Origin of the sequence: Citrobacter sp. Ce006 (assembly GCF_030336535.1) — a bacterium.
GTDB lineage: Bacteria > Pseudomonadota > Gammaproteobacteria > Enterobacterales > Enterobacteriaceae > Citrobacter > Citrobacter europaeus.
Genome location: NZ_JAOWDO010000072.1, coordinates 882634 through 906944 on the forward strand (window position 1 = coordinate 882634; position 24311 = coordinate 906944).

Here is a 24311-nt window from a genome sequence, read left to right on the forward strand (position 1 = left end):
CGATGGAACGCTGATCCCGGCATTTCCTTGAGGATGGTGAACCTGCATGTTGGATAATTCATTCTCTTAATTAAACGAGGTTTTTACATGATATTAAAACTGATTCCGATTGCTTCGCTAGTTTTTCTGGCGGCCTGTTCATCCTCTGGCGCGGCTCATTCCCCGGACAATAAGGCAGTCAGTAAAAATATGACTCCGTCAGTAAAGTACGCCAGCGGAAGAAACTCCCTGACTCCGGTTTATGCTATTACTTCCAGCAACAACAGTTGTGTGGATAACTTTAATTTTCTTCGGCGGACCGGAAGTGAGCAGTATCAAAAATATTCACAGGACTATATAAAAATTGGCAACGGGTATACGTTTCTGAACACCAATAAAAATATTATGGGGGACGATGCGAAAGCAGTATATACCATGAAGCTTGATATGAAGCTGGATACCTTATGTAACCGCGTCAATTATGCTGGATATCAGGTTGTTAAAGCAAAAATAAAAGAACTATACGGAATTTAAGCTATTTCCTTGGCTGTCTTTCCGGAAATAAATGGTGCCGGGTGCATACTACGTGAGGCACTAATGCCGGGTTGTGGAGATAATCATAAAAATACTGAAAGGGTAAGGGAGGCTCGTGATGGAAATGGCACTGACTCTTTTTCTTACGCTGTTATGCATCCTGTTTTATATTGGATGCCTGACCGGTTTTTTTTTGTAATCTGCAGAATGATATTATATATCTCCTGTCCGTTTTTTAATCTGTGTTTATTATTCTAATGATGGAATAGTCCATGTCCCCTGACATCAGACGTAATGCTTTTATTGCATGGCTGCTTATTATTATACAGTTTATTACACCCGTACTGACGCTGCTTCCGGCACCGGCTCGTGCGGATGTGGATATGTCTGCAGATATGCAGGGGACAATTCATGGACTGAACTCACTTATATTCGGAGAACCGGCGGGGCATCACGACTCCCCGCCAGTAGTTTCTGGCGAAGGGCAAACTGTAGCGCCTGTGGTCCCACTCTCTGCCGGCCCGCAAGGTCAGCGGGCAGTCCCCGATGCCAGACTGATTCCGGAGCCCAGGGTATCACCCGGTCTGCCAGATCTGACCCGGCCGGTAGTGGGGCAGGGGAGGCCGCTGAAGGTTCCGTCAGAAAACATGTTGGAGAGGCATGTTGCGGAACGGTCGTCTGAACCTGAAGGGACGCTGGCCTCCGGTGCCATGCAGATGGGGTCCATGTTCTCCAGCGAGAACAGAACGGATGCTGCCATTAATTATGCCCGGGGAGTTGGCGAAGGACTGATTAACCAGAGAGTAAACGACTGGCTCAATCAGTTCGGTAACGCTAAGGTCTCGCTGGGGAGCGACGGGCAGTTTTCCGGTGATATGCTCATTCCTCTTCACGACACCGACCAGAATCTTATTTTTACCCAACTGGGCGTTCGCCGGGGCCAGGAGAGAAATACAGTTAACCTCGGTGCCGGCTACCGGACGTATATGGACGACTGGATGCTGGGTGAAAACGTTTTCTATGACTATGACTATACGGGTAAAAACCGGCGTCTTGGTGGCGGTGCAGAGCTGTGGCGCGATTACCTGAAGCTGGGGGTTAACGGTTATATTCGGCTGACGAACTGGCACCAGTCAGTACTTTCAGAGATGGAGGACTACGATGAGCGTCCGGCAAACGGTTTCGACATACGTGCTGAGGGATATCTGCCCGCCTGGCCCTATCTCGGCGGTAGCCTGAAATACGAGCAGTATTTCGGCAGGGGCGTCTCCGTCAGTGACAGCACCAGTCCTGACACCCTGAAGGACAATCCTGCCGTGCTGACTGCGGGCCTGAGTTACACCCCTTTCCCCCTGATGACCCTTTCTGCCAGCCGCTCGGTTGGTGACTCAAATGATACCCGAATGGCCCTGGATATTAACTATCGGCTGGGAGTGCCGTGGTATCAGCAGGTCAGCCCCGATAACGTGGATTTAATGCGCAGTCTGGCCGGCAACAAATACGATTTTGTTGACCGCAATTACAACATTGTTATGCAGTACCGTAAGCAGGAGTTGCTGCGCATAGGGCTGCCGGAGCGGCGTAGGGCACAGGCGATGGAAACCATCACCATTCCGCTGACGATCTCAAAGGTCAAGTACGGCCTGAAGGGGGTTGACTGGTCGGTTTCTCCGGAGCTGGTGGCCCGCGGTGGACGCTACAGAATACTGACTCCCACGGAAATTGAGGTGATGCTGCCGGCCTATATATTCAGCGGTGATCAGAAAACGCCGCAGACGTATCAGATCAGCGCGATGGCGACGGACAACCATGACAACCAGTCCAATACGGCAACGATGCAGATTGACGTTGTGCCATCCGATAACGGGGTGACTATCAAGTCGGACAAGAATAATGCGAAGGCGGACGGTCAGGGTACGGACAGCGTGCTGGTGCAGGTGACGGACAAAAAGGCGGGTCAGGTGGTGGCGCTGACGGCGGACAACGGGGCGGTCATCGCGAAGACGGTGACCACGGACGAGAAAGGCCGGGCGACGGCGCCGCTGACCAGTATGGTGGCAGGCACCAGCACGGTGACGGCGACGATGCTTAACGGTAACTACGATACAACTGGGGTTCACTTCGTAGCAGACAGCGCGACGGCGCAGGTGAAGTCGGTTCTGCTGCAGGGAGATGAGGTCAGCAGGGTTGCCGACGGCAGCAGCAGCTTCCGCTACGCGGTGACGGTGACGGACGTGAACGGCAACCCGGTGGCGGACCAGACGGTGACGGCGCAGGCGGACAAGCCTGACCATGTGACGGTGGCGGCGGACGGCGCCACCAACACCGCTGGTCAGACAACGGTGACGCTGACGAGCACCACGACGGCGGTGTCGGACATTCAGGTGAGCGTGAGGGCAGGCAGCACCGGCACGATGGTGGACGCGGATAAAAAGGTCAGCTTCGTGGCGGATGTTTCAATAAAAGACATTGCAGTCAATGGTTATATCTTTGGAAAGGATGAAGGCTTCCCAACGACAGGTTTTAAAGGGGCGATGTTCACCATTGAGCTGAAAAACGGTAACGCTTCAGACTTTAACTGGAAAGCCGATGCTCCTTGGGTGACAGTAAAGGATGGAGTGGTTTCATTTAACGATACAGGAACCGGAAGTAAAGTTACTATTACCGGCACACCAATTAGTGGTGAGGGTAAAATTATCAGTTGGGATTTTACGCTGAAAAATTGGTTCATCAATAATGGTACAACTACCGGGACCGACATGGATGAAGCTAGTTTTTGCGGTTCGAATTTTTCTAAAGTGCCGACAATACAACAACTTAATGGGAGTGAAAGAAGTGATGGTAAGCGTGGAACTCTCGGTGGGCTTTGGAGTGAGTGGGGTAATCTGACTGCTTTCAACGGATCAGGTTTTGTGTCGACGAATCCAATCACAGATTATACTGGTTACTGGACATCTCAATATGCCGCTGCCACATACATTGTCAGTCTAAGTAATGGAAAACTCGGTACTATTATTGGTAACTTTAGTGAATATATGGTGTGTCGAAAGTCGATGTAGTGATAGAAACCTGTAAGTTATTCTGTGTAACTGCCACTACGCCGAAGGTGATCGTGTAAGTATTCTGCATAATCGTGCCATTCATCTTTAGAGATCCTCCGGCATAATCAAATTAGTTTTAGCGGAAGCGGGCTACGTTTCCGCTAAATATGGACTCCAGGCTATTTAATAGCTTGGTTTATTTTGTTTAGCTCGGTTTATATTTTGTCTTCCTTTACTTGTCTTAGTCGCGCAAGGCAACAGCGTGGCTGCCCGGTTGAATGCTGGTGAACTGAGTAATCGCCCCACCTCGCGAGACCTACATTAGCGAACGCCTCTTCATTCGTCGTAATAGCCATAGCAAGCCCAACATAATAGCCAGATAGCCCATAACGTAATTTCCCTGTTGCTTTCGTTCAGAGAGCGCCGGGTCGGCAGCCCATGCCAGAAAGGCGGTAACATCCCTGGCGTATTGCTCCTCAGTTTCAGCTTTTTTCGATGCCGGGCTCCATTGGATCTCTCCACTCGTCAGTGGTTTTGGCATGTTAATCACGCCGCCTGGAAAATAACGATTAGCCTTCAGTTCAGGATCGGCAGGCAGATAGCCGGTTAGCAGTGCGTAAACGTAATCTGCCCCCTGGTCCGTGTAGGGCAGAAAAGCATCTAACAAAAATTGTGGGAAACCGCGATCGTATGAGCGGGCACGGACGATATAGCTCAGGTCAACGGGTTCAGCGCCATTGTTAAGGTATCGTGCTTCACGTTCATTAAGATATGGCGATATAAAGCTGTCATTTAGCGTACCGTCCCGCTCACCAATCTGGCCGTCATCCTGAATCTCAGGAAACTGATAGCCGCTGGCGATACTTCTTGCTTCTTCAGCCGTGAGTTCTGGACCGCCGGGTCTGGTCAGCGTCCGAAAGGTTAGGTGTTTCATGCCGTGACAAGCGCGACACTTCTCTTCATAAACCTGCAGGCCACGTCTAAGCTGCTCTTTATCATATTGGCCAGTAATGCCGCTAAAGCTCCATTCCTGGCGTTCAGGCCTGGCTTCCTGCGCATATGAGGAACTCAGCCCCAACAGAGAAAAGGACAAGACGCTGAATTTCAATAGTTGTTTCATCATCAGTCCTGTTTTTCAAGAAAACGACGGCAAGGTAAGACGATTAAAAACCAGGCAAACCAAATCAGCGTCGAAAGCTGGGATGCGGCACGGATCCAGCCCTCATCATTACGAAAACCGTCAAGAAGATCCGGGCCAACCAGCGCTTTCGACCCTAACCAGCCTAAAAAGCAGGCATTAATAACCCATAGCCAGAATCCGCACTTAACCAGTTTGCTGTAATGGCGAAAACGAGCCCGGGAAGTATCAAGCCAGGGTAGAAAATAGAAAATCAGTATTGAGCCGCACATCGCGGCTAGCCCCACGAATTCATTCGGGAAGCAGCGCAAGATGGAGAAAAAGGGAAGGAAATACCATTCTGGCGCAACAATCGCGGGTGTAATCGTTGGGTCAGCAGCAATAAAGTTGTCGGCGCTGCTCAGATAGTGCGGCGCGAAGAATAAAAACCAGGCGAAAACCATCAAAAAAAGAGTGATTTTTATAGCATCGAGATCGGTGATTTTGTAATCGAACAACAGGCTCCTGGACTCTTTCTCGCTAAACCTCTTTTTCATCGCCTGGGCAAAAGCCGACTGTACTGTACGTATATGGAAAACCGTGGCGACGACAATCACGAAGGGAAGAATAAAGTGGATAACAAAAAAGCGGCCCAGCATCGGTGTCCCCGGAGTATGGCTGCCGACTAAATATGCGTAAATTGAATCACCCACCAGCGGGATGGCCTGGGCAAATCGGGTAATCACCGTTGCCGCCCAGTAGCTTTTTTGCCCCCAGATCAGGCTATAACCAAGAAACGCGGTCATCATCAGCAGGATATACAGCGTGACGCTAACCATCCACATTGTCGTCCAGGGCTTACGGTAAACGTTGTAGTACATGCCACGAAAAATATGCATGTAGCAGGCAAAGAAAAAGAGCGACGCGCCAAAAGCATGCATGTTACGTAACAGCTCTCCATGGCGAACCGCGCGCATAATATGAATAATGGAGTCAAATGCCAGCTCAGCCGTCGGTACGTAAAACATCGCCAGCACGATACCCGTAAAGATCTGCACGCCGAGCATAACCAGCAGGATAGCGCCGATCGCAAATACCCAGAGTCCGGCAATTGAGCGAGGGAAAGGAATACGCCAGCGAAGCGAATAGACGCTTTCATTCTTCATTTCAGACTTCCTTCGCGCCGATACGCACGACCTGACCATCGGAATGAATAACGTAGTCTGGGATTGCCAGGTTGGTCGTTGCGGGCCCGCGCGTCACGCGCCCGGAGGTATCAAACTCTGAGCCGTGGCACGGGCAAATCCAACCCAGCCCACCCGGTCGGGCGTTAGGTACACACCCGGCATGTGGGCAATAACCTTGAACCACCAGCCATTGAGGATGGGCTGCAGAGACCCTGGCGCTGTCTGGCTGTGGGTCGATAAGCGTATCCAGGTCGGCACTTCTGGCAGTAATAATTTCATCCGGGGTGCGATGGTGAATAAGAATCAGCTTTCCCTGCCATACACGTCTGACGGTTTGTCCAGCAGCAACCGCTGCAAGAGAGACATCAATCGGTTCATTTTCCCCAAGCGTTTTTTCATCCGGGCCCAAGGCCGAAACCAGCGGCCAGACAGCAGCAGCGACGCCTGCCGCACCGACAAATTTTGTCAGTTTACACAGGCATTCCCGACGCTGTTCCTGGATTTCGCCATCTGGACGTTTATTATCTGCCACCTCGTATACCTCCTTAAGTGTCGCGGATTAATGTTTGTCGATACGCGCGTAAATTTCCTGAAAGCGCTTGTCAGCAATACCCGGCGCTTTGAACGCACGGTAGCTTTCTGGTAACGAGGCATCTCCAACCTTAATCAGCATCACCATGCCCTGAGCGTAATGCGGTGTACATTTGATGCCGTAGAACCCGGCATTGTCATAAGTAACTTCGATCTCTTCATCTATTTTGCCCATAAATCCAGGATAGCCAGCCGGAGACAACTCAGCGATTGAGGCCGCGTTGTGGCTTTTATGTTTACGGATAAACTTCACTGTATCCCCAGGCTGGATCTCCAGATAATCCGGCTCATAGACCATTGGCCCCGCAGACCCACGATTCTTCATCAACACTTCGTGAGTTTGTGCGAAGGCTGAAGAGGCGAAAGCGAGTAAACACAAAATTTGCAGACTCTGTTTGAGGTATTTCATTGATTCTTCCTTAAAATTCATCAGGCCGTTGATAACGAATAAAACAGTTTGCACCACTTGCATCCCTTTCAATGATGGCGTCGATTCCAAACCAGGTGTGGAGGTTTTCGCGGGTAAAAACAGCGCATGGTTTCCCTTGCATCGCCATATGTCCGGACGTCATTACGATGATGCGATCGCAGAACATCGCGGCATGATTGAGGTCGTGCAGAGCAGCAATCACCGTGAGCTTTTCACGTTTCACGAGACTTAGCAGGCCAATCTGATGTTGAATGTCGAGATGGTTGGTGGGTTCATCCATCAGCAACAACTGTGGCTGCTGTGCCAGCGCCCGGGCGATATGCAGGCGCTGTTTTTCTCCACCAGAAAAGGTATGCCAGCAGCGGTGCTGTAATTCACTGAGATCAACCTTTTCCAGCATAGTCTGCACGATAACGTCATCTTTGGCGGACCAGGGGGAGAGCAGGCTAAGCCAGGGGGTCCGCCCCAGAGAAACGGCTTGTAAAGCAGTAAGACGCTCGCTGGTTTCAGCCTGTTGTTCGACCAGCGCCACCTGTTGAGCAAGATGACGCCGCGAATAATGCTGGAGCGCTTTTTGCTGCAGAGTGATTCGTCCTGAAGTCGGCTTCAGCAAACCAGCCAGGAGTGAAATCAGTGACGTTTTGCCCGAGCCATTGGGGCCGATGATGCCGACAAACTCGCCAGGCGTTACGCTGAGTGAAATATCATCAACAATCGTCTTACCTTTTACCTTCCAGCGCAGATTACAGGCTTCAATAACGGCTTGTGCAGAGGTAATAAAAGGGTTTACGAGGTTCACCGTCATTTGTTCTGGTTTCCTCTAATCAGAATGATTGAAAACGCAGGGGCGCCAACCAGAGCGGTGATCACGCCTATTGGTAGAACCTGGCCGGGGAGTAACGTGCGGGAAATAACATCAGCGATAATGAGGAAGATCGCGCCGGTAAGCGCACTCACTGGCAGCAGTCGATGATGCTGGTTGCCGACCAGTAGACGAGCGGCATGCGGGATAACCAGACCGACAAAGCCGATCGCACCAACAATGGAGACCATAATTGCCGTCATGCCGGTGACGGCGGCAATCAGTACTGCACGGGTACGTTTTACCGGAATACCCAACGATGCCGCAGACTCAGCGCCAAAGGAGAACGCGTCGAGATGGCGGGCATAACAGAAGCACAGCACGATACCGACCAGAGCGGTTGGAATGGCTAAGACAACATCGGGCCAGCGTACACCGCTCAAATTGCCTAACAACCAGAACATAATACCGCGCGCTTGCTCGGCGTTTGCTGAGCGGGTAATGATAAGCGACGTAATCGCATTGAAAAGCTGTGAGCTGGCGATCCCGGCAAGGATGATCTGGGTTGTTACACCTCCGCCTTGTCTACCGCCAGCAGCCATTGCTAATAGCGCAACGAACATAAATGCCGTCAGCGCACCAATAAAAGCTCCCAATGACATACTGATGACCCCAGCCCCAAGCCCGGTGAGAGCAATCAGCACCGCTCCGGTGGATGCTCCGGCAGAAATCCCCAATAGATAAGGTTCAGCGAGCGCATTGCGTAGCAACGACTGCAGCACTACGCCGGAAACAGCCAGGCAGGCACCGCAGCTGGCGGAGACCAGCGCTCGGGTCAGGCGATAGTTCCAGACGATCCCTGCATCCAGCGCATCGACAGGGTAGTGTGAATCAAAAAGATGATTTGCCAGCGTGCTGAGTACGTGCTGCCAGGGAATCAGCGTTTCGCCGATGGAAATACCCGCCAGCAGTACGCAGCACATCAGCGCACTGACCCAAACGGCATGTCCACCTATTCTCATCGCAAGTTGACCAACGGCACGACGCATCCTGCGTGAATCACTCATGATTATCTGCGTTCCTGAGTAACGGAGATGCGCTATACCGTCCGAGGATATAGCGCAAAACGTAGATTAATGAGCAGCCTGCGGATGCGCTAAGCCATATTCAACAAGGGCATCCGCCAGTTTTTCCACCCCATCAATAGTTCTGATCCCGGCATTCATTGTCTGTACGTCAATGACCGGCAGATGGTTTTCCTTGACGGCAGGAACCAGTTTGGTGACAGGGTCGGACTTGAGGTATTCCATCTTGACCTTCCAGTCATCTGCCGGGAAACGCCGACGGCTCATCTCTCCGAGCACAATGACCGAAGGATTAGCTTTAGCGATGGTTTCCCAGCCCACTGTTGGCCATTCTTCGGCAGAATCAATCACATTCTTCACACCCAGCGTTTGGGCTATCCACGCAGCTGGGCCAAACTTCCCGGCAACGTAAGGATCGAGCTGCAAATCGGCGCTTGAGAACCAGAACACCGCGGAAACATTCTTATCCATTCCGGTAATTTTATTTTTCGCTGCGGCTTCACGTGCTTTAAGGCTGGCAATCAACGCTTCGCCTTTATCCTGAACATCGAAGATTTTCGCCAAATCGGCGACTTCCTGATACACCATGGCAATATCAAACATACCCTTACGGACACCATCACCACCATCTTCGTTATCTTTCGCACAGTCAGCCGGCGCGGTATAAACGGGAACCTTCAGTTCACTAAACTGTTCATAAGAGGCAACCGTGCCTGCTGGGCCGATTTGCCATTCAAACTGGCTGGCGACCAGATCCGGTTTTTTAGCCACAATCCCTTCAAAGCTGGGAATATTTTGCGCAATAACGGCAACTTTTTCATTTGCTGTTTTATAAGTATCCAGTACCGGGCCAAACCACAGTGAAGTGCCCACGACGCGATCGGCCAGCCCTAATGAATAAAGAATCTCGGTACTATTCTGCCCCACTGTTGCCACGCGCGTTGGTGCCTGGTTGAAGGTAATATCGCGGCCACAGTTTTTAATCGTCAGAGGATATTCGGTTTTTGCCGCGGCAGAAAAACCGGAAGTAAGCAGCAGAGCAGTCGTGCCCAAAATAGCCAGAAGCGTTTTTTTAGAGGAGTAAAAGGTAGAATTAGCGTGCATTATCATCGTCCCGTTGATGCCAGAATCTGAAGATCTGGTCATGGCTCATTTCATTCCATATATCGGGAGGAGACATGAAGATAGATGACATTCAATCGTGAAATTTAAGAATGAAGATATGCAAAAAATGCAAATAAGCGTTACTTAGCCGAAATCTTATTCATAAATACACTACTGCATTCGTCAAATAATTCATCCCATGGACCATCCCGTCCACTCAATGGTATACACCTTTGACAGCAGGTCTCCTGACTCACGGTAACCAGAATATCAGCCTTCCCATAAAGATAAACTTTACAGTGACCTGTGGCTTATTAACCACACAAGGATATTCTGCATCCGCCTACAGTTGCGGGGGCAGTTATGGAATTGAATTAAATAATTCTTACCATATTCCTATTCATATACAAAAATGTAATGAAATGCTGTCGAAAGCGACTCTAACGGCAATTGTTAACAAGGTCAACCATAGGGGGTAAGAGGCAAAAGAGAGTGGGCAACTAAAAATAATCAATAAATACAAATGGTTGTGTGTTTGTTTCTTTGCGTGATGCTGTAAATGAAAATAACAACGGGAAGCTAAATGATAATTGGTTGATGTTGATCAAATTACGAACATAATTCAATCTCCGCGTATGAAACATATTGATCACCATCAAAAATGCTGCGTATTAGCAGTTGAATCTTTTTTTTGTGAACTCTCCATGTGTACCAACTGCCATTCATCCTGCATATCCATAATCACGTTAAAATTGTTACGCAACCAGAAATGATAACCGCCGGGTAAAAAATGATGTGTGTGAAGATACAAAACTTTGTATTGATGTTGCTGACAAAATACCTCAGCTAAGGAAAACAATTGACTGCCGATACCCTGTCTGCGATAGCGTTCATCCACGTAGCAACGACAAATTTCCGCTGTTTCAGACAAGTTATAGCGTCCGCGCAGTTCAGCAATCCGATCATTATATTGACATACCGCCAGTGTAGCGATTAATTCTTGTTTTTCGCTCCATGCGCAAAGTAATGAATTCCTCTCCTGTAACAGATACTGTCGTTCGAGATCAAAGAGATCTTCTTCGTCAGAAGGCATGGATCTACCAGCATTGAAGAACAGATTAAGATGTTCAATAAGGAACGACTGAACAGCAGGAATATCGGCGTGAGTCATCTCACTAAACCTAAATGGGATCATGGCATGCATAACTCAATCTTAGAATGGAAGACGATAATAACAATAAGACTACTTTAAAAACAATATTGAGCGACCTGAGACAGACATGCAATTGTCAATGTTGCTATTCTGCACACAGATTATAAATGGGAAATATTGAGTTCAGGCAGGAATACTTTCTACCATTATGCACAATGAAGACGCCGCCATGGCGTACGCTTAAATTTTCAGCGTCTCAATGACCATTCGCAGGGCAGGGGAGACGTTGCGATGAGGATAATAAAGAAATAATCCTTCCATTCGCAGGCTGTAACGCTGCAACACCCTGATAAGATTACCGTGTTCTAAATCATCCGCGACCAGTTCGACAGGGACATAGGCCAGCCCAAGACCCAGCCGGGCGGCTTCTGCTTCCATATAGCTGTCGGATAATGCCCATTGCCCTTCAGGTTGATGGGTGATTTTTTTATCATTCTGAATGAGTTCCCACTGATATACGCTGCCATCGGCAAACTGATAGGCGATGCAGGGATGCGCCTTTAAATCCGCCGGGGTTTGTGGAAAACCGAAGCGGTGAAAATGTTCAGGCGTACCCACAACGGCCATCTCCATATCCGGCGTAATGCGCACCGCGACCATGCCCTGGCCGACTTCAGGCCCCAGACGAACGCCGGCATCGAATCTTTCCTCGATGATATCGACGAACCGGCTCTCATTCATCAGTTCTAGCCTGATATCAGGGTAGCGCTGTTTAAATACCGCCAGCTTAGGCAGCAGGCATTTATCAATGGCGTGCTGGCTGGCATTGATACGCACCGTGCCGGAGGGCGTCTCTCGATAATGCGCCAGCGTGGCAAGCCCACGATCTAACGTATCAAATCCAGATGCCGTCTTCTGATAGAGCTGCTCGCCTGCTTGCGTCAGCGACAGTTTACGCGTGGTACGCACCAGCAGCTGGACGCCCAGCCTTTCTTCAAGCTCACGAACAGAACGACTGACCCCTGATTGAGCGAGCCCCAGCCGCTGAGCAGCCGCGGTGAAACTGCCTTCCCGAACAACCTGCATAAACAAGTACAGCTCGTTGTAGTTCTCCCTTTTCGCCATTGAATAATCCCTCTGAATGACAGCAGTCTTAATATTAATTTATAACATTATGGTATTAATCTTAGCACTAATCGCCCTCTAATTCTGGCAGTGCGTCAGCCTGCCCAGTATGGATGCTCATAAAATCCGCACGCCACGTGGCGCTGTATTCCATTTACTTAGTCTCCGCAGAGTTGCGGTTGGCATGCTGGCTTGTGGCCTGTTCTTTATGGGCCAGTTTGCGTTATTTACCTATGTACGCCCGTTCCTGGAGTCGGTGACGCGGGTTGACTCTTCAGGTTTGTCGTTGATTTTACTGGTTATCGGCGTGGCCGGTTTTATTGGCACGCTGGCTGTCTCGACGTTTCTTAACCGAAAATTCTATCCCACGCTGATGACCATACCCGGACTGATGGCCGTTATTGCCATCAGTCTGATGCTTACCGGGCATCACGTCTGGACGGTTTCTCTGCTGTTAGGCCTCTGGGGCATGCTGGCAACCGCCGCGCCAACCGGGTGGTGGGCATGGATTGCGCGTACGCTGCCCGACAACGCCGAAGCCGGAGGCGGGCTAATGGTCGCGGTGATTCAGCTCTCAATCGCCCTTGGGTCAACGGCAGGAGGCATCGTGTTTGACCACCTCGGCTGGCAGAGCGCGTTTGCCATGAGCAGCGTACTGCTCTTTTGCGCCGGAATACTGACCTTTTTCACCGCACGCCAGAAGGCCGGTGTGCTTTAGTCCGGTGAAGGTCCGCGCTCCAGAAACGTGGAAAGTGCGATATCGCCGCAGACGGATCGTACGCCTTCAAGGCTCTGAAAATATGGGCGCTTTTTATGCGGCATAACGCTTTCCCTGCGCTATTTAAAAATATAATTCGTAGAATTCTCATATATCAAACATCTGGCTCTTAATGGAAACCTCTTACATTTTATTCTGAAAGCGAATTTTCAGTGCATGTCTATATTAAAATTTTAACTAAAATTCTACAGAACATATATTAACAACTATGTGCTAACAATAAAATATCCTTGCAAGCGAATTTATAATGTTAACTATTTCATGTTGTTATAGTTGATTAAGGTTAGGGTTTAGAGTATCTTTAATCTAATCTTACATTCTTAAGTAAAAGCAGATAATGACAATATGAAAGCCAGACTCTATAATTTTTCAGAAGATGCAAATGATACTTTTGTTTTTAGATGGACCAGAAAACATTATGAGTTTTGCATGGATAACAATATCTTTTTAAATCACAGGGGGAAGAAAGTTTATAAAGAAAGGAATTTGCTACTATTATCTAAAGGTGACAAAATTAGAATTGAAGCTGATGTTATTGCTGAGCAATATTCAACAATGCCAGTAAAAAGTTTTTCCAGCGTAGGCGCATTCTCATTTCCAACCTGTCAATTGCCGGGTAATGTACGAATCGGCAGATTTTGTAGCATTGCATCAAATGTAAAAATCATGGGTGGGAACCATCCAATGAATCGTTTTACTACTCATATGCTTACTTATAATGGCGAGTTTGATAAATATGCTGCCAGCGAGTTTGGACAAAACTGGACGTTGAAACCATTTATCACTAAACCTAAGGATTTAACGATTGGCAATGATGTCTGGATTGGTAATGATGTTGTTTTAAAGGGGGGGGTTTCAATTGGCGATGGCGCTGTTGTTGCTGCAAATTCTGTGGTTACTAAAGATGTGCCTCCATATGCTATTGTCGCAGGGGTTCCAGCAAAAATTATCAAATACAGATTTGAGTCAGGTATTATCGAAGAGTTGTTAAAAATAAAATGGTGGAACTATAATTACACCGATTTGCCTGATAACAGCAAGTGCGACGATATCATAAATTTCGTCACTGAAATGAATAAGTTGATATCAAATGGTAGTATTCAACAAAAGATATATAAAAAATTCAATCTTACCGAAATATTCACAACTCTTTAGTTTACTATGCGATTGTTGGCGTTGAGCGTCTTACCATTGACAGCATACGCAGCAACGATCGGACCAGGCAGCCCGGCACCGGGTGTGCTATGCGACAAAACTCTCTGTGCCGACGAGCACGGGCTGTCGCTGGCGTTAATCACAAAGTATCCTGGGAAGAGGCAAGGGGGCAGGCAGGCTGCTGCCGGAGAGTTTGACTCCACTGCCTTTACCTTTCGTGGCGACTCGTTTGGCGACATCACCGATCGCCTGTGTCGGAACGATCGCTATTTCGCACCAGATGGTAAGCGTAGCGGCAAAGTGAATACGCGTTACACCGTACTGTTGTTCGGGCAGAAGGATAACTTCTGACAGCCCCGGCGTTTTCCCTGTCTGCGCGGCGGGGATGCCGTTTTCCTCTTACCTGCACCACTAACTCTCAAAATTGAGAGGCCGATCCTCTGAGCAGGACTTTTGTCCTCAATCCTCTGCAAACGTCTGGTTACAATCCCTGCATATCTTCAATACCCATAATTCAGGAATTGTTATGACTGCACATATTAATGCCAAAGCGGGTGATTTTGCGCCAACCGTAATTATGCCGGGCGATCCGCTCCGCGCTAAGTTTATTGCCGAAAATTATCTTATTGATTACCGCGAAGTCACCAATGTACGCAATATGTTAGGCTATACCGGTTTATATTTTGGGCAACCTGTTTCGGTGATGGGGCATGGAATGGGCATTCCTTCAATGACGCTTTATGCCCATGAGCTGGTACATGATTTTGGTGTGCAGAGAATTATTCGTGTTGGTAGCCTGGGGGCAACACAACATCATGTCAAAATGCGAGATATTATTCTTGCCGTCGCCGCTGGAACCGATTCTGTCACGAATTTAAAACGTAGCGCGGGCTACGCAATGGCGGCATCTGCTCATTTTCCATTATTGCAGCAGGCGTGGACATTGGCACAGAAGTCTGGCATCGATATTAAAGTCGGCAATGTCTTCAGTGGTGATCTTTATTACGATCCTGACGAAAATTTAATACCGGCACTGGAAAAGTTTGGTGTGCTGGGTGTGGATATGGAAGTGGCAGGGTTATACGCTTTAGCGCATCAGTTTAATATTGAAGCGTTGGCTATATTAACCGTATCCGATCATTGCCTGACAGGAGAAGAAACGACGGCAGAAGAACGGCAGTTAACGTTTAAAAATATGATAGAGCTGGCGCTGAATACAGCTATTACGGCTTAGCATCAGCATTTAGATGAACCAATCAGAGATGGCATTATATGAAGAATAAAATAGCACTTACGCTGATTAGTTTTCTGGCAAATTTTATTATGGCGGGGTTTGCCAGTCAGTTTGGCATGCTGATTGAACCGATTGCACTACGCTACAGTGCCGATGTGAATACCGTTGCTTCGATATTTTCGTTGCTTAACGGTGGAGCATTAGCCGGAACCGTCGCCGCCTTTTTCTTGATTGAGAAAATCGGTGTTAAGCGTATGACGTTCATTATCTATTCGATAGTGTTCCTCTGCGCGCTGGCAATGCACTTAAGCCCAGGATTATGGCCGGTGATGGTCGCCATGACCCTGGTGGGTTTCTGCGGCGGGATTGGTCTGTGCGTAGCGGGAACGATCGTGGTATCAGTTTGGCAGGATCGCATTCAAAGTACGATGCTGGTGGTGCAGGACGCCACCTTTAACGTTGCGGGCGTAGTTTTTCCGCTGATCACTACCTTCGCCCTGACGCACAATATGTCGTGGAGTTATAGCTATCTGAGCGTAGGTATGGTGGCTCTACTCACGCTGGGCGTTGTGGCTCTCACCCGTTTTTCCGCCTGTGAAACGGCTCCTGCAGCGGATAGCGCGGACGTGGCGAAATCGGAGTGGAACCCAGGGATTATCAGCGGCGGTATAGGTCTGTTTTTAGGCATGCTGGCGCTGTATACCTTCCTGACCTGGGCACCATTGTTTGTGAAGAACAAATTTGGTATTCCCTTTGAAGAAGCAGGAAATATTATTACGCAATATTGGGGGGCTGCGCTGGTCGGCGCGTTAGTCTCAACCGTTATTGTTTCCCGAGTGAAAATACATTATTTCCTGCTAAGTATTATTCTGCTGGCTTGCGTAATTACAACCATTATTGTCACGAAGGAAAAAATCTCCGGGCTTGATTATCTGGCCTACAGTTACGGATTTGTCTGCGCAGCATTGTATAACTCCTTTATTGCCTACGGTGTTTCTTTCGTGAAGCGCGCGAGTAGCCAGAACGTATCTTATATTTTAATTAGCGGCAGTGCCGGGGCGATGTTTAGTCCGGCGATCAGTGCGCTAATGGAAAAAACTATGGGATTACAGAAAATTATGTACGCAATACCGGTGTTGTATTTAATCATCTTTATCATGTTGATGGGTACATTGAAACTTAAACGTAATTAAACACAGTAATAACGCTTACCTTTTTAATTAGATAGCCAGTCGTCACGCCATTTATTTGGTGGGGCGACACTCAACCTTGCTCAAAGGAATTGAAAATGCTGAAGAAAAATAAATCAATGATGAAAAAAACAGTTCTGGGTGCGGTAATTGCGATGTGCTGTACGCAAGCGCTTGCGGCTGATTATACCGATGGCAACATCCGCAAAAATGATTTTAACTGGATGCAGATGAACTTAATGCAAAGTGTGGATGCGAAAGTGCCTTATGGCATTCATAATGACACCTATCTGGAACTGGAGTTTGGCGCGCGTTCCGGAATTATCGATCTGTACGGTTATGTGGATTTCTTTGATATTTTGGATCGCGAGCAGGACGATCGTCATGGTGGTGATAACTTTTTTGCCAAGATATCTCCGCGTTTTTCCCTGGACGCCATTTTTAATAAAGATTTATCCGTTGGTCCGTTTAATGAATTCTATATCGCAACGGTAAATAACATTGGTGACCGGGAATTATTTGAGCATTACGTCGGTCTGGGCACGGATGTTAAGGTGCCGTGGTTTGGTCTGGTGGGAATGAACATCTATGCGCACTATGTTCGTGAAAACTACGGTGCGGATAACGAAGGCAAGTGGGATGGCTACATGTTCTCGACCAACTGGTCGACGCCGTTCTATACCTTTTCCAACGGCAGTTACTTGAACTATCAGGGTTACTTTGACTACCAGTTCGCCGCTAATAAGATTGCTAATCAACCGTTATACAGCAATAACGCGATTGAATGGTATAACGGCATCTACTGGCATTCAGAGCATTATGCGGTAGGTTATGGCTTGAAGTACTTCCGCAACATGGCACTGATGGAAAACCACGGCGGAGCAGGGCGTACCACCGGGCTAGGCCACTATTTCAACCTCACCTACAAGTTCTGATTGCACCGAAATGACACACCAATGCTCTGTTTGCGAGAGTTGGTGTGTCAGTCAATGATGTCGTTGCCGAGAAATTTACGCAGCCCATCCAGATCCTTAATTTCCAGTCCTTGCTTCGTACGCGTTACCAGCCCGGCATCCGTCAGCGCTTTAACTGCCCGCCGATAAACCCGGTCAGTGGTGCCGAATCGCTCAGCTTCCTGGTATTTTTTATCAAAACCATCCATTGGCTGCTTGTTCTGATGCTGGCGATACAGGTCATACGCCACGTTATGAACGATAGGGTAGAGCATCCGGTGCAGGAAGATTTCTAGCATATCCTGATAATCAACGGCCATTGCGCTGGCGAAAAATATCGCCAGCCTGGGATGCTGGTTCAGCGCTTCTTCCAGACGATCACAGGTGCACACTGCCACGGTAAGCGGTTCTTCAGCTACGATGTCAAGCTGGCAGCGATACCCGGTAAAAAACTCCATTTCACCAAACAATTGCTCATCACATTCCATTGCGCCCAACTGAAAACGGCGACCATTCTCCGCGCTATACCGTAGAGAAATTCGCCCTGATTGCACCATAATCAGTCGATCGACTACCTGTCCCTGACGGTATAGATACTCATCTTCCTGGATAATCTGCGTTTCAGAGAGTAGCTCCTGAAATATCTTCTCAATTAAGGCATCATCCTGTTGCCAGATATTGTGAAAACGACCTTTAGTGAGGGGCTTAAGCTGCATGGCTCAACGTCTTATTGTTTGAGAAAATTCCTATCGCTGACTGTATGCCATCTGCTGAGCAATGTCATTAAGAGCGGGTTGGAGATAATAAAAGGACCAGCACGCTGCTGGCCCTGACACACTAAGGATGGCTGATAAAGCGAGACAGCCGCTGGCGCAGCAGGCGGTTTTCCTGTCGTAACTGTGCATTCTCTTCCAGCAACGTTAGCGCAACGGCAATTCCCGGCCAGTCAAGTTCCAGCTCCTGACGCAGGCGCACCGCGCGACGCATTACGGTCAGCGCATGGTCGTCAAACGTCTTGTCTTCATGAGGCTCAATTACCCCTAAGCCGACAATCTCATGGAGCTCCTCTTCTGATACACCGGTGTACAGACAAAATTCGGTAATGGTAAAGGTGACGGTGACATTAGCCATTATGCTTTCCCCCACTCTTTGCGCGGATCAAAGGTCTTATGTGCATCCGCCAGCTGTTGCCACAGGGCGGCGCTGGCATCGTCAGGTTTCGGCGGCATGACTATTTTGATCACCGCATACAAATCGCCGGTATGTTTTTTACTTACCAGACCCTTGCCCTTAATGCGTAGTCGCTGTCCGGCCTGGCTTCCCGCGGGAATGGTCAGCAGGATGCTCTCTTTTAGCGTCGGAACGGTGACTTTCGCCCCTAACGCGGCTTCCCATGGTGCCAGGGGAACGACCACTTCCAGATCCTGATTAACGATATCGAACAGTGGATGCGGCGCAATATGAATCACCAGCCACAAATCACCGTTCGGCCCACCGTTTTCGCCGGGGGTGCCCTGGCCTTTCAGACGGATACGCTGACCGTTACCGACGCCAGCCGGAATTTTCACATTCAGTGTTTTGGGAATTTCACGTTCAACCATGCCGAATGCATTGTAGACCGGCAGGTTGTAACTGATCGTGCGGCTATGCTCAGTAAGCGTTTCTTCGAGGAATACGGCAACTTCAATTTCGATGTCGTGCCCGCGGCTGGCAGGGCGCTGGCGCGACTGGTGCGCACGCTGACCAAAAATGGAAGAGAAGATATCGTCGAAATCTTCGGCGCTGTAGCTTTGATTCTCTCCTTGCTGGAATTGACGGCTGAACTGTGGATCGTTGCGGTGCTGCCACAGCTGGTCGTACTCGGCGCGTCGCTGCTCATCACTCAGTACCTCCCAGGCTTCAGCAACCTCTTTAAACCGGGCCTCCGCGTCAGTCTCTTTACTGACATCAGGATGGTATTTACGGGCGAGTCGACGATAGGCGGTCTTGATTGTCTTGAGATCGTCTGTCGGTTTCACGCCCATAATGGCGTAATAATCCTTTAATTCCATAGCGTTCTCTCGTGTAAATCAACACTTGCAGAAGGTGAACCGTGACAACAGGTATCACCGCTTAGTTTAGGGTAATCCTGATAACGGCGAATGCCAACCGTGAAGGAGGGATATTGCTATAAACGATGCGGATGCGCACCACCAACAGCGCTTTTGACGTTATGGCGTCTGTTGTGTGGTGCGAAAAGTGAGATTAGCTTAACATCAGGATTTGGTTATCAGGAAGCGGACCGTATCAGCATAGTTTTGCACGAACGCGTTAAGATCATCAGATTTCAGTCCTTTCGGATTGATCATATATTTACCGTTGATAAAAATGGCGGGTACGCCGGTTAAATCTACCGCTTTAGCCATTTCTTGCTGTTTGGCAGTCAATGATTTCACAGCAAAACTATTCCATGCGGCATCATAATCACTGGCGCTGACGCCTGCGCTGATAAATACATTACGAATATCGTCCGCTGTTTTAATGGTTTGTTTTTTCTGAACAGCATCAAAAAGCATCGGTTTAACTTTATCTTGTACGTTCAACAGCATGGCGACGGACCAGGCGTGCGTCATGTCCTGCCCCAGAGGGCCTAAAAAGTCGACGTGGTATTCCGTGAGTTTGACATCAGCAGGCAAGACTTTTTTTACGTTATCAGTGATTTCAAAAACTTCATCGTACTGATAACAGGAAGGGCAATAGAATGAGAAAAACTTCAGCGCCGCCGGGGCTGAAACGACGGGTTTTTCCAGCGAGATATACTCTTTGCCGTCGGTAAATGATGCTGCCTGAGCGCTAACTGTAAAAAGTAACCCAATCAGGGGTAATAAATATTTTTTCATTTCCATATACTCTAAATAACATTTAATAAACAAATTAACTGCTAATGAATACGCCATGCACTGCGTCAGTCTATAATACGATAATCCCATTAAAATGCGCTGACACTTACTTTCATTTACGCAGTAATACGTGTCGGGACGTTATTTATGTAGTGTCACAGAAATATCTTTTGGCACTCTTCGTAAATAGCGAATGATAACTTCCGTGATATTTTCTCGTTTATTTCGGCAATGTTATATTGTAATAACCAAACATAAAAATATGATTAATTCTCATTTCGTTTATAAAGGTGAGCTGCAAGACGATGCGCTATGTTCTGCCAACGTCCTCTACAATTTTCTTTCTCTTGTCGCGCGTGAACGAATAGGGCAAGTGTCAGACAAAACGGTGCGACGGGACCCATTCGCTCGGTTTATGTCAGGGAGCCCAACCTCAATCTGATTAAAATCGCGGTATACCCAGCAGATAGCAGGACATAACTTTACAGCGGAAAGGTTGCCAAAACCTGGCGAGTGGTTAAGATAACTCGCATCAATTAGCGAGGGTGTAATGGCGAAACGTCAACGGATGGGATGGTGGTTCCTCTGTCTGGCATGTGTTGTGGTGCTGGTTTGTACCGCACAACGCATGGCGGGCCTGCACGCGTTGCAAATGGACACCGTTGCCACAAGCGTTGTTGTCAGCGCACAAGCGCAGACCGACGAGACTTCACCCGTTACCCCTTGTGAACTGAGCGCAAAGTCATTACTGGCCGCGCCTCCTGTACTGTTTGAAGGCGCTATTCTGGTTCTGTGTCTGCTGCTGTCGCTGTTGGCGCCAGTGCGGGCGTTTCGTTTGCCTTTTTTCCCTCCGCGAGCCATCTCGCCGCCCACTCTCAGGGTACATCTGCGATTTTGCGTCTTCCGTGAATGACAGAACAGCCGTTGCTGACTGTTAAATAATTATTCACGGAGAAAAACTATGATGACTGTTTTCAGACAGGCGCTGCTCTGTCTGTTATTGCTATGGCTGCCCGTATCCTGGGCGGTTCAACCCGGCTGGCTACGTTCACCCGATAACGATCACGCCAGCGTGCGGCTACGCGCAGATACGTCCGCAGGCGGTGAAACGCGTCTGTTACTGGATGTCAAACTGGAGGACGGCTGGAAAACCTACTGGCGTTCGCCGGGCGAGGGCGGCGTCGCGCCTGCTATCGCCTGGAAAGACGAAATGCCAACGGTCGACTGGTTTTGGCCAACCCCTGCGCGCTTTGAGGTCGCCAATATCACTACCCAGGGTTATCACGATAAGGTGACGTTCCCGATGGTTGTGCGCGGTAGATCGCCGGCCACGCTTAGTGGCGTTTTGACGCTATCCACCTGTAGCAACGTTTGCCTGTTGACGGATTTTCCTTTTTCCGTGACGCCCACAGCTCAGGATCCGACTTTTGCCCATGACTATGCTCAGGCGATGGGGCAGATCCCGCTTGCCAGCGGTCTGACCGATACTCTGCACGCCGGAGCAAGGGCCGGAGAATTGGTCGTCGAGGCTCATCGCGCGGGAGGCTGGAATGCACCAGGGCTATATCTGGACGCCGTTGATGATGCGGATTTTGGCATGCCGCAAATTCACGTTGCAGGAGAGACGTTACGCGCCACGGTACCTGTTCATGATGGTTGGGGGGAAGGCGCGCCGGATTTACGCGGGAAGTCGGTCACGCTGGTGCTGGCAGATAACGGCGTTGCCCAGGAAAGTCGTCTTGTGATTGGCGAAGCCCCGGTTATTGAAAACGCCTCGCTCCCGTTGTGGCAGGTGGTGCTAATGGCGCTGTTGGGCGGCTTAATCCTCAATCTGATGCCCTGTGTGTTACCGGTTCTGGGTATGAAGCTGGGCTCTATTTTGCTGGTCGAGGAAAAAAAACGTCACCAGATCCGCCGTCAGTTCCTCGCATCGGTAGCCGGAATTCTGGTCTCGTTTATGGCCCTGGCGCTATTGATGACGGTGCTGCGTTTAACTAATCAGGCACTTGGCTGGGGGATTCAGTTTCAGAATCCGTGGTTTATTGGCGTCATGGTGTTGGTGATGCTGACGTTCAGCGCCAGCTTGTTCGGGTGGTTCGAATTCCGTCTGCCGTCGGCGATGACCACCACGCTGGCGACTCACGGCGGCAATGGTTTGTCGGGACATTTCTGGCAAGGCGCATTTGCGACTTTGCTTGCTACGCCGTGCAGCGCCCCGTTTCTGGGCACGGCGGTGGCGGTGGCATTGACCGCTTCGCTGCCGACATTGTGGGGGCTATTTTTCGCCCTTGGGCTGGGGATGAGCTTGCCGTGGCTGCTGGTGGCTCTGCGTCCCGGTCTGGCGCTGCGTTTGCCGCGTCCAGGACGCTGGATGAATATTTTGCGGCGTCTTCTCGGCATGATGATGCTGGGGTCGGCTATCTGGCTTGCGACGTTGCTGCTCCCACATATAGGGCTTGGTGGACAAGGTAGCGCGAAAGAAAGCGTGAACTGGCAACCGCTCAGCGAGCAGGCGATTGAGGATGCGCTGGCGCAACATAAGCGTGTATTCATTGACGTCACTGCTGACTGGTGCATCACCTGTAAAGTAAATAAATACAACGTATTGCATAAAGATGACGTCCAGGCCGCTTTGCAACAGCCGGACGTGGTGGCGTTACGCGGCGACTGGACGCTGCCATCTGAAGCTATCACCGAATTTCTGAAAAAACGCGGCCAGGTTGCTGTGCCGTATAACCAAATTTATGGCCCCGGTCTGCCGGAAGGTCAGGCGTTGCCCACGTTGTTAACCCGCGATGCGGTACTGCAAATGTTGAACGATGCCAAAGGAGTCACCCCATGAAGATGATGATTGTTCTGCTGTTAACCCTGTTTTCAGCCGTCAGCGTAGCGAAAGAGCCTGCACCGTTTACCCCGGAACAGGAAAAGCAAATTGAAGCATTAATTCAGGAAGCCCTGTTTAACGATCCCAATAGCCCGCGGATTGGCGCCAGGCAGGCGAAACTGACCCTGATAAACTTCACTGATTACAACTGTCCATACTGTAAACAGTTAGATCCCATGCTGGAAAAAATAGTGCAGAAATATCCTGATGTGGCGGTGGTGATTAAACCGCTGCCGTTTAAAGGGGAAAGTTCGGAACTGGCGGCGCGGACCGTGCTGACCACCTGGCATCAGCATCCGCAGCAGTTTCTGGCGCTACATGAAAAACTGATGCAGAAGAAGGGGTATCATACCGACGTCAGTATTAAACAGGCGCAGGAAAAATCGGGGGCCAGTCCGGTTACGCTGGACGCCCAAAGTGCTGAAACGCTGAGCACTAACCTGCAACTGGCGCGACTGGTGGGAGTGCAGGGAACCCCCGCAACGATTATTGGTGATGAACTTATTCCTGGTGCGGTGCCGTGGGAAACCCTTGAGGAAGTGGTAAAAGAAAAACTGGCGGCGGCCAATGCTCAGTAAATTGCGCCGCTGGCTGCGCGAAGGACTGATCTTACTGGCGCTGTTAGCGGGGGTGATGCTGCTGATGGATGCCTGGCGCGCGCCGCAGCTACCTGCCTCTTTTGACAGCACGCCTTTACAAACGCTGGATGGTGAAACCGTCACGCTGGCGGCACTTAGCAAAGACGAGCCGGTGCTGCTTTATTTCTGGGCGAGCTGGTGCGGCGTATGCCGCTTCACGACGCCGGAAGTCGCCAGGCTGCGCTCGGAAGGGAAAAACGTGATGACCATTGCGCTACGCTCCGGGAGTGAAGCGGAAGTCTCGCACTGGCTGTCGCGTAAAGGCGTGGACTTTCCGGTCATCAATGATGCTAACGGGGCCATCTCTCGTAGTTGGGCGATCAGCGTTACGCCCACGTTGGTGGTGATGTCCCAGGGCCGGGTGGTATCAACAACCAGCGGCTGGACCAGCTACTGGGGCATGAAACTTCGGCTGTGGTGGGCAACAACGTTCTGATATTTATGCCGGGGGA

Annotated in this window: 24 protein-coding genes, 1 pseudogene and 1 riboswitch; of the genes and pseudogenes, 12 read left to right on the forward strand and 13 right to left on the reverse strand. The window is 49.6% G+C overall.

All coding sequences use genetic code 11. The features are described 5' to 3' along the window. Positions 1 to 87 precede the first annotated feature (87 nt). Both OGV94_RS18455 and OGV94_RS18460 read left to right on the forward strand, forming a co-directional pair. Positions 88 to 513, forward strand: coding sequence for a YuaE family lipoprotein (locus OGV94_RS18455; RefSeq protein ID WP_043015822.1), 426 nt, complete (start codon positions 88 to 90; stop codon positions 511 to 513). A 272-nt stretch (positions 514 to 785) separates the two neighbouring features. Beyond that, positions 786 to 3572, forward strand: coding sequence for an inverse autotransporter beta domain-containing protein (locus OGV94_RS18460; RefSeq protein WP_286523932.1), 2787 nt, complete (start codon positions 786 to 788; stop codon positions 3570 to 3572). Between the two features lie 298 nt (positions 3573 to 3870). Here OGV94_RS18460 and OGV94_RS18465 read toward each other — a convergent pair whose 3' ends face one another. From OGV94_RS18465 to OGV94_RS18505, 9 genes are all read right to left on the reverse strand, one after another. Next, the gene (locus OGV94_RS18465) at positions 3871 to 4674 is read right to left on the reverse strand and encodes a cytochrome c1 (protein WP_075144873.1); all 804 of its coding nucleotides are present in this window, start codon (positions 4672 to 4674) and stop codon (positions 3871 to 3873) included. 2 nt (positions 4675 to 4676) lie between these two features. Further along, entirely contained in the window at positions 4677 to 5837 is a 1161-nt protein-coding gene (locus OGV94_RS18470; RefSeq protein WP_286523933.1) for a cytochrome b, read from the reverse strand. A 1-nt stretch (position 5838) separates the two neighbouring features. Beyond that, positions 5839 to 6390: a ubiquinol-cytochrome c reductase iron-sulfur subunit gene (gene petA / locus OGV94_RS18475; protein ID WP_051642642.1), complete on the reverse strand. Its 552-nt coding sequence runs from the start codon at positions 6388 to 6390 to the stop codon at positions 5839 to 5841. A 27-nt stretch (positions 6391 to 6417) separates the two neighbouring features. Then, positions 6418 to 6858: a pseudoazurin gene (locus OGV94_RS18480; protein WP_043015827.1), complete on the reverse strand. Its 441-nt coding sequence runs from the start codon at positions 6856 to 6858 to the stop codon at positions 6418 to 6420. 10 nt (positions 6859 to 6868) lie between these two features. Beyond that, positions 6869 to 7684, reverse strand: coding sequence for an ABC transporter ATP-binding protein (locus OGV94_RS18485; protein ID WP_043015828.1), 816 nt, complete (start codon positions 7682 to 7684; stop codon positions 6869 to 6871). Continuing rightward, complete coding sequence (locus tag OGV94_RS18490; RefSeq protein ID WP_199994883.1) at positions 7681 to 8748, reverse strand: FecCD family ABC transporter permease; 1068 nt, start codon at positions 8746 to 8748, stop codon at positions 7681 to 7683. The genes OGV94_RS18485 and OGV94_RS18490 overlap by 4 nt, the downstream gene beginning before the upstream one ends. Before the next feature lie 66 nt (positions 8749 to 8814). Next, positions 8815 to 9870, reverse strand: coding sequence for an ABC transporter substrate-binding protein (locus OGV94_RS18495; protein ID WP_087052647.1), 1056 nt, complete (start codon positions 9868 to 9870; stop codon positions 8815 to 8817). 221 nt (positions 9871 to 10091) lie between these two features. After that, positions 10092 to 10315, reverse strand: a riboswitch (cobalamin riboswitch). 210 nt (positions 10316 to 10525) lie between these two features. Then, complete coding sequence (locus tag OGV94_RS18500) at positions 10526 to 11065, reverse strand: GNAT family N-acetyltransferase (protein WP_172863306.1); 540 nt, start codon at positions 11063 to 11065, stop codon at positions 10526 to 10528. Between the two features lie 198 nt (positions 11066 to 11263). Beyond that, positions 11264 to 12148: a LysR family transcriptional regulator gene (locus tag OGV94_RS18505; protein ID WP_043015831.1), complete on the reverse strand. Its 885-nt coding sequence runs from the start codon at positions 12146 to 12148 to the stop codon at positions 11264 to 11266. A gap of 85 nt (positions 12149 to 12233) precedes the next feature. Here OGV94_RS18505 and OGV94_RS18510 point away from each other — a divergent pair. From OGV94_RS18510 to OGV94_RS18535, 6 genes and pseudogenes are all read left to right on the forward strand, one after another. Beyond that, a pseudogene (locus tag OGV94_RS18510) lies at positions 12234 to 12866 on the forward strand (MFS transporter); the annotation flags it as partial. A 405-nt stretch (positions 12867 to 13271) separates the two neighbouring features. Beyond that, complete coding sequence (locus tag OGV94_RS18515; RefSeq protein WP_286523934.1) at positions 13272 to 14081, forward strand: CatB-related O-acetyltransferase; 810 nt, start codon at positions 13272 to 13274, stop codon at positions 14079 to 14081. A gap of 36 nt (positions 14082 to 14117) precedes the next feature. After that, entirely contained in the window at positions 14118 to 14432 is a 315-nt protein-coding gene (locus tag OGV94_RS18520) for a YcgJ family protein (protein WP_286523935.1), read from the forward strand. Positions 14433 to 14607: 175 nt separating this feature from the next. After that, positions 14608 to 15315: a purine-nucleoside phosphorylase gene (gene deoD, locus OGV94_RS18525; protein WP_043015835.1), complete on the forward strand. Its 708-nt coding sequence runs from the start codon at positions 14608 to 14610 to the stop codon at positions 15313 to 15315. A 38-nt stretch (positions 15316 to 15353) separates the two neighbouring features. Then, the gene (gene tsgA, locus OGV94_RS18530; RefSeq protein ID WP_043015836.1) at positions 15354 to 16508 is read left to right on the forward strand and encodes an MFS transporter TsgA; all 1155 of its coding nucleotides are present in this window, start codon (positions 15354 to 15356) and stop codon (positions 16506 to 16508) included. Positions 16509 to 16603: 95 nt separating this feature from the next. After that, a complete protein-coding gene (locus OGV94_RS18535; RefSeq protein WP_043015837.1) occupies positions 16604 to 17440 on the forward strand; it encodes a nucleoside-specific channel-forming Tsx family protein in 837 nt (278 codons plus the stop codon). A 47-nt stretch (positions 17441 to 17487) separates the two neighbouring features. Here OGV94_RS18535 and OGV94_RS18540 read toward each other — a convergent pair whose 3' ends face one another. The 4 genes from OGV94_RS18540 to dsbA form a co-directional block, all read right to left on the reverse strand. After that, positions 17488 to 18174, reverse strand: coding sequence for a Crp/Fnr family transcriptional regulator (locus OGV94_RS18540; protein WP_043015838.1), 687 nt, complete (start codon positions 18172 to 18174; stop codon positions 17488 to 17490). A gap of 121 nt (positions 18175 to 18295) precedes the next feature. Beyond that, positions 18296 to 18589, reverse strand: a complete 294-nt coding sequence (cbpM, locus tag OGV94_RS18545; RefSeq protein ID WP_043015839.1) for a chaperone modulator CbpM — start codon at positions 18587 to 18589, stop codon at positions 18296 to 18298. Further along, positions 18589 to 19509 (reverse strand): curved DNA-binding protein, encoded by a 921-nt coding sequence (gene cbpA, locus OGV94_RS18550; protein ID WP_043015840.1) that lies wholly within the window; start codon positions 19507 to 19509, stop codon positions 18589 to 18591. Before cbpA ends, cbpM begins: the two co-directional genes overlap by 1 nt. 204 nt (positions 19510 to 19713) lie before the next feature. Next, a complete protein-coding gene (gene dsbA / locus OGV94_RS18555; protein WP_043017878.1) occupies positions 19714 to 20337 on the reverse strand; it encodes a thiol:disulfide interchange protein DsbA in 624 nt (207 codons plus the stop codon). Between the two features lie 550 nt (positions 20338 to 20887). Between dsbA and OGV94_RS18560 the strand changes: the two genes are divergently transcribed. From OGV94_RS18560 to OGV94_RS18575, 4 genes are read left to right on the forward strand one after another with little or no spacing between them, the layout of a single operon-like run. After that, on the forward strand, positions 20888 to 21250 hold the full coding sequence (locus tag OGV94_RS18560) for a copper resistance protein (protein WP_075144867.1): 363 nt from the start codon (positions 20888 to 20890) through the stop codon (positions 21248 to 21250). 48 nt (positions 21251 to 21298) lie between these two features. Next, positions 21299 to 23179: a cytochrome c biogenesis protein CcdA gene (locus OGV94_RS18565; protein ID WP_100194176.1), complete on the forward strand. Its 1881-nt coding sequence runs from the start codon at positions 21299 to 21301 to the stop codon at positions 23177 to 23179. Then, positions 23176 to 23799, forward strand: coding sequence for a DsbA family protein (locus OGV94_RS18570; protein ID WP_043015843.1), 624 nt, complete (start codon positions 23176 to 23178; stop codon positions 23797 to 23799). The genes OGV94_RS18565 and OGV94_RS18570 overlap by 4 nt, the downstream gene beginning before the upstream one ends. Then, positions 23789 to 24295: a protein disulfide oxidoreductase gene (locus OGV94_RS18575; protein ID WP_043015844.1), complete on the forward strand. Its 507-nt coding sequence runs from the start codon at positions 23789 to 23791 to the stop codon at positions 24293 to 24295. The genes OGV94_RS18570 and OGV94_RS18575 overlap by 11 nt, the downstream gene beginning before the upstream one ends. Positions 24296 to 24311 lie beyond the last annotated feature (16 nt).

Bases quoted from the DNA above. Each gene is read 5' to 3' on its own strand.
- OGV94_RS18455 (WP_043015822.1), top strand. From the start codon at position 88: ATGATATTAAAACTGATTCCGATTGCTTCGCTAGTTTTTCTGGCGGCC.
- OGV94_RS18460 (WP_286523932.1), top strand. From the start codon at position 786: ATGTCCCCTGACATCAGACGTAATGCTTTTATTGCATGGCTGCTTATT.
- OGV94_RS18465 (WP_075144873.1), bottom strand. From the start codon at position 4,674: ATGAAACAACTATTGAAATTCAGCGTCTTGTCCTTTTCTCTGTTGGGG.
- OGV94_RS18470 (WP_286523933.1), bottom strand. From the start codon at position 5,837: ATGAAGAATGAAAGCGTCTATTCGCTTCGCTGGCGTATTCCTTTCCCT.
- OGV94_RS18480 (WP_043015827.1), bottom strand. From the start codon at position 6,858: ATGAAATACCTCAAACAGAGTCTGCAAATTTTGTGTTTACTCGCTTTC.
- OGV94_RS18485 (WP_043015828.1), bottom strand. From the start codon at position 7,684: ATGACGGTGAACCTCGTAAACCCTTTTATTACCTCTGCACAAGCCGTT.
- OGV94_RS18490 (WP_199994883.1), bottom strand. From the start codon at position 8,748: ATGAGTGATTCACGCAGGATGCGTCGTGCCGTTGGTCAACTTGCGATG.
- OGV94_RS18495 (WP_087052647.1), bottom strand. From the start codon at position 9,870: ATGCACGCTAATTCTACCTTTTACTCCTCTAAAAAAACGCTTCTGGCT.
- OGV94_RS18500 (WP_172863306.1), bottom strand. From the start codon at position 11,065: ATGATCCCATTTAGGTTTAGTGAGATGACTCACGCCGATATTCCTGCT.
- OGV94_RS18505 (WP_043015831.1), bottom strand. From the start codon at position 12,148: ATGGCGAAAAGGGAGAACTACAACGAGCTGTACTTGTTTATGCAGGTT.
- OGV94_RS18515 (WP_286523934.1), top strand. From the start codon at position 13,272: ATGAAAGCCAGACTCTATAATTTTTCAGAAGATGCAAATGATACTTTT.
- deoD (WP_043015835.1), top strand. From the start codon at position 14,608: ATGACTGCACATATTAATGCCAAAGCGGGTGATTTTGCGCCAACCGTA.
- tsgA (WP_043015836.1), top strand. From the start codon at position 15,354: ATGAAGAATAAAATAGCACTTACGCTGATTAGTTTTCTGGCAAATTTT.
- OGV94_RS18535 (WP_043015837.1), top strand. From the start codon at position 16,604: ATGCTGAAGAAAAATAAATCAATGATGAAAAAAACAGTTCTGGGTGCG.
- OGV94_RS18540 (WP_043015838.1), bottom strand. From the start codon at position 18,174: ATGCAGCTTAAGCCCCTCACTAAAGGTCGTTTTCACAATATCTGGCAA.
- cbpM (WP_043015839.1), bottom strand. From the start codon at position 18,589: ATGGCTAATGTCACCGTCACCTTTACCATTACCGAATTTTGTCTGTAC.
- cbpA (WP_043015840.1), bottom strand. From the start codon at position 19,509: ATGGAATTAAAGGATTATTACGCCATTATGGGCGTGAAACCGACAGAC.
- dsbA (WP_043017878.1), bottom strand. From the start codon at position 20,337: ATGAAAAAATATTTATTACCCCTGATTGGGTTACTTTTTACAGTTAGC.
- OGV94_RS18560 (WP_075144867.1), top strand. From the start codon at position 20,888: ATGGCGAAACGTCAACGGATGGGATGGTGGTTCCTCTGTCTGGCATGT.
- OGV94_RS18565 (WP_100194176.1), top strand. From the start codon at position 21,299: ATGATGACTGTTTTCAGACAGGCGCTGCTCTGTCTGTTATTGCTATGG.
- OGV94_RS18570 (WP_043015843.1), top strand. From the start codon at position 23,176: ATGAAGATGATGATTGTTCTGCTGTTAACCCTGTTTTCAGCCGTCAGC.
- OGV94_RS18575 (WP_043015844.1), top strand. From the start codon at position 23,789: ATGCTCAGTAAATTGCGCCGCTGGCTGCGCGAAGGACTGATCTTACTG.